The sequence below is a fragment of the Mesorhizobium sp. M7A.F.Ca.CA.002.04.1.1 genome (genome assembly GCF_004022805.1).
GTDB classification, from domain to species: Bacteria; Pseudomonadota; Alphaproteobacteria; order Rhizobiales; family Rhizobiaceae; genus Mesorhizobium; species Mesorhizobium ciceri.
The window spans coordinates 1-704 of sequence record NZ_RZPL01001223.1 but is presented as its reverse complement, the minus strand read 5'-3'; the positions used below and the strand labels follow the sequence as shown (position 1 = coordinate 704).

At 66.9% G+C, this 704-nt stretch carries 1 protein-coding gene and 1 pseudogene; both read left to right on the top strand.

All coding sequences use genetic code 11. From position 1 onward, the window contains the following. Nucleotides 1-137 (top strand): annotated as a pseudogene (locus tag ENZ75_RS35515) (ABC transporter substrate-binding protein); the annotation flags it as partial. Next, a partial coding sequence (locus tag ENZ75_RS33455) for a P1 family peptidase (protein ID WP_164768747.1) occupies nt 137-704 on the top strand: 568 nt, incomplete at its 3' end. The pseudogene ENZ75_RS35515 and the gene ENZ75_RS33455, both read left to right, overlap by 1 nt.

Genomic DNA, 704 nt, shown 5'->3' with positions numbered 1-704 from the left:
CCGAAGCTCTGACCGGACAGGATTTCACCACGGCGATCGGGCCGATCCGGTTTGATGCGAAAGGCGATCTCAGCCGGAGCCCCTACCGCGTCTTCCGCTTCGATGGCACGCGCTTTGCGCCCTTGGAAAGCAACTGATGTTTCGCACCGGCCCACGCAACCTGATCACCGACGTTGCCGGCCTGCGCGTCGGCAATGCGTCCGACGCCAGGCTGAAATCCGGGGTAACGACCGTGCTTTGCGATGCGTCCACAGTGGCCGGCGTTCAGATCCTGGGCGGTGCGCCGGGCACCCGCGAGACCGACCTGCTCGAACCGCACAATTCCGTCGATGTGGTGCACGCCGTGGTGCTTTCGGGCGGCTCGGCTTTCGGCCTCGACGCAGCTTCCGGCGTGCAGGCGGCGTTGCGTGAACGCGGCATCGGCCTCGAGGTCGGCGGTTTTCGCGTTCCGATCGTGCCGTCGGCGATCCTGTTCGACCTGCGCAATGGCGGCGACAAGGATTGGGGCCGTTATCCGCCCTACCGCGAGCTTGGCTATGAAGCCGCGCAAACCGCCACCGCCGATTTCCAACTCGGCACCATCGGCGCCGGCACCGGCGCGCTCACTTCGGGGCTGAAAGGCGGCCTCGGCTCCGCCTCGACGCTGCTCGACAATGGCGTCACCATCGGCGCGCTGGCCGCCGTCAATCCGACCGGTTCGGTGA